Source organism: Sphingorhabdus sp. (assembly GCF_046292425.1).
Taxonomy (GTDB): domain Bacteria; phylum Pseudomonadota; class Alphaproteobacteria; order Sphingomonadales; family Sphingomonadaceae; genus Sphingorhabdus_B.
Genome location: NZ_JBKBQV010000034.1, coordinates 21,033 through 27,527, shown reverse-complemented (window position 1 = coordinate 27,527; position 6,495 = coordinate 21,033). Strand labels below are relative to the sequence as shown.

The 6,495-nt window shown below is 55.0% G+C and carries 5 protein-coding genes and 1 pseudogene; 2 read left to right on the top strand and 4 right to left on the bottom strand.

Going from position 1 to position 6,495, the window contains the following annotated elements; all coding sequences use genetic code 11:
• The 3 genes and pseudogenes from ACK4S7_RS08520 to ACK4S7_RS08510 form a co-directional block, all read right to left on the bottom strand.
• Window positions 1–132, bottom strand: a pseudogene (locus ACK4S7_RS08520) (sulfurtransferase); the annotation flags it as partial.
• A gap of 62 nt (window positions 133–194) precedes the next feature.
• Window positions 195–1,718 (bottom strand): cryptochrome/photolyase family protein, encoded by a 1,524-nt coding sequence (locus ACK4S7_RS08515; protein ID WP_409645921.1) that lies wholly within the window; start codon window positions 1,716–1,718, stop codon window positions 195–197.
• A gap of 45 nt (window positions 1,719–1,763) precedes the next feature.
• The gene (locus tag ACK4S7_RS08510; RefSeq protein WP_409645919.1) at window positions 1,764–2,921 is read right to left on the bottom strand and encodes a hypothetical protein; all 1,158 of its coding nucleotides are present in this window, start codon (window positions 2,919–2,921) and stop codon (window positions 1,764–1,766) included.
• A 105-nt stretch (window positions 2,922–3,026) separates the two neighbouring features.
• Here ACK4S7_RS08510 and queF point away from each other — a divergent pair, with 105 nt between their 5' ends.
• Complete coding sequence (gene queF, locus ACK4S7_RS08505; RefSeq protein ID WP_409645917.1) at window positions 3,027–3,485, top strand: preQ(1) synthase; 459 nt, start codon at window positions 3,027–3,029, stop codon at window positions 3,483–3,485.
• Window position 3,486: 1 nt separating this feature from the next.
• Here queF and ACK4S7_RS08500 read toward each other — a convergent pair whose 3' ends face one another.
• Complete coding sequence (locus tag ACK4S7_RS08500; RefSeq protein ID WP_409645915.1) at window positions 3,487–5,049, bottom strand: helicase HerA-like domain-containing protein; 1,563 nt, start codon at window positions 5,047–5,049, stop codon at window positions 3,487–3,489.
• Between the two features lie 342 nt (window positions 5,050–5,391).
• On the opposite strand from ACK4S7_RS08500, the gene ACK4S7_RS08495 reads away from it, so the two are divergent.
• Window positions 5,392–6,399, top strand: a complete 1,008-nt coding sequence (locus ACK4S7_RS08495) for a serine hydrolase (RefSeq protein ID WP_409645913.1) — start codon at window positions 5,392–5,394, stop codon at window positions 6,397–6,399.
• Window positions 6,400–6,495 lie beyond the last annotated feature (96 nt).

Sequence of the window (6,495 nt, the reverse complement as noted above, 5' to 3'; positions counted from 1 at the left end):
GATGTGTCCGCCTTCATATTCCGCCTGCGCGTTGCGGCCAGCGTCGGGCATGAAATATGTCGCATCGACCACACGTAGGTCGGACGCGCCGATTTCTTTAGCCAACCATTCGGTGCTTACTAACAATTCCATGATTTTCGTCCTTGCCCGCATTTATGATTCTTGTGCGCCGCAAGATAAGCAGCTTTTGCAAACTATCCAAGTGTTTCGAGAAATTGCTGTGCTTGGTCGCGAAGCGCAACTTTATCAGCCTCTGTCATTCGGTCCCAATTTCTATATGGCATCGCCATGCGCGGGTTTTTACGCAATTTATCTTTGTTTCGAGCAATAAATTCCCAATATAACGCGTTGAATGGACACGCCTTTGATCCAACACGTTGCTTGACGTCATAGCGGCAGTGTGAGCAATAATCGGACATCCGATTGATATATGCACCGCTCGCCGCATAAGGCTTTGACGCCAGCACGCCTCCATCGGCGAACTGACTCATGCCCAAGCTGTTTGGCAATTCGACCCACTCGTACGCATCGGCATAGACGGCGAGATACCATTCATGGACGGCCTTCGGATCAAGGCCCGCCAACAGAGCGAAATTGCCCGTAACCATCAGTCGCTGGATGTGGTGCGCGTATGAAAATTCTATCGTTTGGCCAATCGCCTGCGACAGACAATGCATGTCGGTCTCGCCCGTCCAATAAAACGCAGGAAGTGGACGGTGCGCAGCAAGCGCGTTACTATCGACATATTCCGGACCCGCGCTCCAATAAATGCCGCGCACATATTCACGCCAGCCGATGATTTGCCGGATGAAACCTTCGGCAGCGTTAATCGGGACCTTGCCTGCCTGATATTTCTCTTCGACCGCACGGCACAATTCAAGCGGGTCAAGCAAGCCGGAGTTGATATAAGGCGACAGAATCGAGTGCCACAAAAACGGCTTTCCGGTCAGCATCGCGTCCTGATAATCGCCAAAATTCGGCAAAGCATGATCTAGAAAATGCTTCTGCTGCTTGAGCGCATCTTCACGTGTGACGGCAAAACCGAACTTGGCAGTCTTGCCAATGTTACCAGCGAAGCGTTCTTCGACCATTTTGAGGACGCCCTGCGTAATATCATCTGGCGCGAAATGCAGTGGTTCCGGCATCACCAGATCGCGCTTGGCCGGTTTCCGGTTTTCGGTATCGAAATTCCACTGCCCACCTTCAGGCGCGTCGGCGTTCATAAGCAGGCCAGACTTTCGCCGCATGTCGCGGTAGAAATATTCCATACGCAATTGCTTGCGGTCTTTGGCCCAGCGTTCAAACTCGGCGTGGGTACACAAAAACCGGTCATCAGGCAGAATCGTTACTTGGACGTCAAAACGGTCGGGCCAGCTATCGAGCATGGCTTTGACGCGCCATTCGCCAGCTTCGGTCACGCGTAATGCGGACACCTTGTGTCGTTCGATGGCCCGGGCAACTTCGCCAGTGAAGCTCCCGCTGTTTTCGGCGTCTGTCAGCCCGACATAATCAACAGTCCAGCCTGCTCTGCGCAGATCCTCTGCATGATGGCGCATGGCGGAGAGAATATACGCTATCTTGGATTTGTGGTGCGGTACATAGCCGGTCTCTTCATCGACCTCGACCATCAGAACGATACATGAATTTTTATACTGCCCCGCTAAGGAGGAAAGTTCATGGCTGAGTTGGTCCCCGAATACCGGGATGAGCGTCTTCATAAGCTAGGCAGTAGCCAGACCGCCAGCCACGCACGATACAGGTTTTCAGGAAGCAAGGGCCCGCTGGCCCAATCGATCAAAACGGCGTGGGCCTTGGTCCAAGCGCAATGGCGCCATTTTGGGTTGCGGCGGCGAAGATTCACGTCCGATCATGCATACCAATCGGGCAATTTCCTCCGACTCTCCGCCGGGTGGCACACGGGACAGTTTCGCGACGAGAATCGGTGCTAGCAGCGTTTTGTTCTGGAGAGAAAATTCCTGCATCTCGTTCAGCGCCACGCTAAGCTTTAGAGGCAAGCCAGTATTCTCGCCGGGTTTGACAGAGCCCAGCGAGCTTGGGAGATACTGGCCCGGATTTGCTAAAAAACTGTCGATTGCGCGTTGCTGTTCGTTGCTGGCAGAAATCAGGACCGCATGTAACTCCAGGTCTCCAGACTCGGAGTCGTCTGTACTGGCGATTTGCAAAAGGCCCTGAATCGTCAGGCTGCTGAAACTGACAACCGCGTCTTGCGGTATGAAGGACATTGTTATGGGGCTTGCGGGTGAAGGTTTCGCGCGGGGAACGAGGGAGAGCGCAGGGGGCTCGACACTGGCGTTGGGTCGATTGGGAGTTGCAGGCTTTGGCGGCTTTCGCATTTGCGAAACTGCAACCGATGGGGCGGGCTTTGGCCTCCGCCATAGCAGATAAAACAGGCCTGTAATGGCGAGCAATAGAGCCGCCATACCAGCGATCACCGTTGTTGCAATGCTCTCCGCTTCTGGTGGCGTAGCGGCTTCTGTCGTTGGCTGACGATCGGCTTGGGGTGGCCTCACATCAGTGCTTGTTGTTTCCGGCGGCGCGGTCCCGGCCTCTCGCTGCGCCTGCTGACTTGGGGGCACATCTTCGGATGGGGCAGGCTCTGGAACTTGAGGTTGCGAAGCTTGTGGACCTGCCTCGCGAACGAGGGGTGGCGCAGGTGCAGCCGGCAGCGGGGTTGCAGCGCGCGGGTTATCCGGCGACTCTTGTTGAGGAAGCGGCGTACGCACCTCTGGGCCCGGAACTGCTTCGGGCGGGGGAGGGTCGAGACGAAAGTCCCGAAGCTCCGGCGGGGTATCGAGGCCTGCATCCTGCGCATGACTTGTCGATGCCCCGCTGAAGACCAGCAGGAGCGCGCCAGTAACCAAACTCAGGTTACGTCGCTGTGTTGGTTCGTGGGTCACCATAAGTCGATAACGCCCAAAGCGGTTACGCGTGAACGACGAATGAATATCTCATCCGTTTCGCATGACCCGTTTGCTTCCCGTGACGAACCGGCTAAATGTTCGAACATGACCGATATTTCACAGCCAAAATTTCTGGGTGCGCAAAGCGCGCTTCCTCAAACGCCAGAAGAGGCGCAGCTGGATTACGTGCCCAACCCGCGCCCTGACACTTTATATCTGGCGCGTTTCGCGGTGCCCGAGTTTACTTCACTTTGTCCAGTTACGGCGCAGCCTGACTTCGCACATCTGGTTATCGACTATGCGCCAGATTCGACAATCGTAGAATCAAAATCGCTAAAGTTGTTCCTGGGTTCTTTCCGAAACCATGCTGCATTTCACGAAGATTGCACCGTTGGCATCGGACAGCGCCTCTTTGCCGAAATGAAGCCCCACTGGTTGCGCATCGGGGGATACTGGTATCCGCGCGGGGGAATCCCAATTGACGTGTTTTGGCAGTCAGGTGAGCCACCCAAAGGCTTGTGGTTACCGGATCAGGGTGTTCAGGCCTACCGTGGTCGCGGCTGACCTATTTAAACAAACCACCCAAAATTCCCCGCACTAACGACTTACCAAAGGACCCGGCGACCTGACGGCCGATTGATGTTGCGGCGGACCGTGCTGCCGACTGCAGCATCTTATCTGCCATGCTCGGCTTTGCCGCCTCTCGTGCTGCCACAACTTGCTGGCGCGCAGCCTCTTTTGCAGCGGCGGCTTCGGCGCGAGCCGCAACTTTGGCCGCGGCCGCGGCTTCCTTGTCGGCAATAGCCTGCGCTTTTGCTTCTTCCGCTGCCGCAGCAGCCTGCGCTCCTTTGGCTGCCAATATTTCTTCCGCAGATTCTCGGTCGATCAGGGTGTCATATTTGTCGCCGATGGCATCGGTCGTAATCATAATGCCCCGTTCCTGCGGGGTTAGGGGCCCGACGCGGCTTGACGGCGCTTTGATCAGCGTACGCTGCACAATCGAAGGCGACCCGTCCGGCTCAAGCAAGGACACGAGTGCTTCACCAATCTTCAATTCGGTTATGACCTGCGCGACATCGAGCGCGGGGTTAGGGCGGAAAGTTTCCGCTGCTGACTTGACCGCCTGCTGATCCCGCGGGGTGAAAGCGTTCAGCTTGTGTTGAATGCGGTTGTTGAGCTGCGCCGCAACAGTGTCAGGAATATCGATAGGATTTTGCGTGATGAAATACACGCCGACGCCTTTGGACCGGATAAGACGGACTACTTGCTCGATTTTCTCGAGTAATGCCTTTGGCGCATTGTCGAAAAGCAAATGAGCTTCATCAAAAAAGAAAACCAACTTCGGCTTGTCCGGATCACCAATTTCGGGAAGTGTTTCAAACAACTCGGACAGCAGCCACAGAAGAAATGTGGAATATAACTTCGGGCTCGACATCAAGCGATCGGCAGCAAGAATATTTACGATGCCCCGGCCATTGTCATCGCATCGGATCAGATCGTCCAAATCGAGCGCAGGCTCTCCAAAAAAATGTTCGCCGCCCTGAGAGCGCAATTGAAGCAAGGCGCGCTGAATGCTGCCCACCGATTGTTTCGAGATGTTTCCATATTCGAGCGTCAGCTTCTCAGCCTGTTCTCCGCAATACACCAGCATCGCCTGCAAATCATCGAGGTCGAGCATCAGCAACCCGTCCTTGTCAGCCACATGGAATGCGATATTTAAAACACCTTCTTGCACCTCGTTAAGGTTCATAAGCCGCGCCAGTAGTAAGGGCCCCATTTCTGAGACAGTCGTGCGGACCGGGTGACCCTGTTCGCCAAAAAGGTCCCAAAACTGCGATGGATTGTCTTTATATGCCCAGTCCTGCTGACCAATCTCGGCAGCGCGGGCGGCAAAAATTTCATGCGTTTTAGTCAACGGCGATCCTGCCATCGCTAGCCCGGATAAATCCCCTTTTATGTCAGCAACAAAAGTCGGAACGCCTGCGGCCGACAATCCCTCAATAATGCCCTGCAAGGTGACAGTTTTCCCTGTGCCCGTGGCGCCGGCTATCAATCCATGCCGGTTGGCGCGTTTGAGGGTAAGCATTTCTTGGCCGCTGGAATTCTGTCCTATGAATATGGTGTCCATATATGCCGCCAACCCTGAATGTTTGATTTCCTGATGCAACTATGAAGCCGCCCTGCGTGCAAGTAAATCCTGCAATGGATTGTATCTCATCCTATGGAGTGCTTGATCCGCATCTTGTCGATCCTTTGGAATCGTTCGTCGCAAATATTTCTGTAAATGCTGTCATCATGCGACCGTCTGTCCTATCAGCTATGCATGGTCCGGGTAACAAAGATTAGGGGAAAGGGCGCCCAAGACGCGCTTCGTAAAGCCATTGCCTCCTTGGCTATGTTGTCTTTATTGACATCATGTGTCGCTGCAGAGCGAGCGCCGCCGCGCGTTCAGCCGGTGCTGGCAACAGCGATGCCCGCACCAGCCCGCTCAATACCTCCGTCTCAACCTGTTGCAATGGGAGCGCCAGCTCGTCCGGCTATTGTTCGGGCGCCTGCCGGACTTGAAAACCTGCTGAACGATCAATGGCGGATATTCCCGGGGCGCACTGGCGTTGCAATCATGCGCATTGACGGGGGCGAGTGGATAACGGGTAAGCGGATTGACGAACTATTTCCGCAGCAAAGCGTATCCAAGACATGGGTGGCGCTAACAATTTTGGATCTCGTTGATCAAGGCAAAGTCCGGTTGGACCAAAAAGTACGCATCACACGTGATGATCTCGCCGTTTTTCATCAGCCGATCCGCGATCGCGTCATTGCTAGCGGTGAAATCGAGGTGTCGGTGCTGGCTTTACTTGAGCAAGCCATTATCGGCAGTGATAACACTGCCAACGATTCACTGTTGCGCACTGCAGGCGGGCCGCAGGCCGTGCAGAATTTCCTGGTTCGCAAAAATCTTGGCGCGATCCGGTTCGGCCCTGGCGAGCGTCTGATGCAAAGTAGCATTGCCGGGATGGAATGGCGCCAGGAATATTCGATTGGACGTCGTTTTTACGCGGCGCGGGAAGCGGTTCCATTCGCGACGCGTAAGGCGGCATTAGATCGTTATCTGGCTGATCCGGTCGACGGAGCCAGTCCTGAAGCGATTGTCCGCGCGCTCGCAAAATTAGCGAGGGGCGAGTTGCTTTCTGCCTCTTCTACTCGTCTGATCCTAGGCATCATGTCGCGCACATCAAGCGGTCCAAATCGACTGAAGGCTGGCGTACCGCCAGGTTGGCGCTTTCTTCACAAGACCGGCACAGGCCAAGTTCTGCCGCCCGTTTCCACTGGCTATAACGATATTGGGATTATGACCGCGCCTGATGGGACGCGCTATGCGGTTGCAGTTATGATGGGCAGCACGACCGCCCCTATCCCGCAACGGATGTCATTCATGCAGTTTGTTTCACGCACGGTGGCGACGTACCACGGTCAATAAATGATTCCCCCAACCTTCAGGGTGCCGCGGGCATCAGGTATATTGTTGAGGGACCGACAAAGAAAAGGGCCGTCCTGTGAACAGGACAGCCCTCAT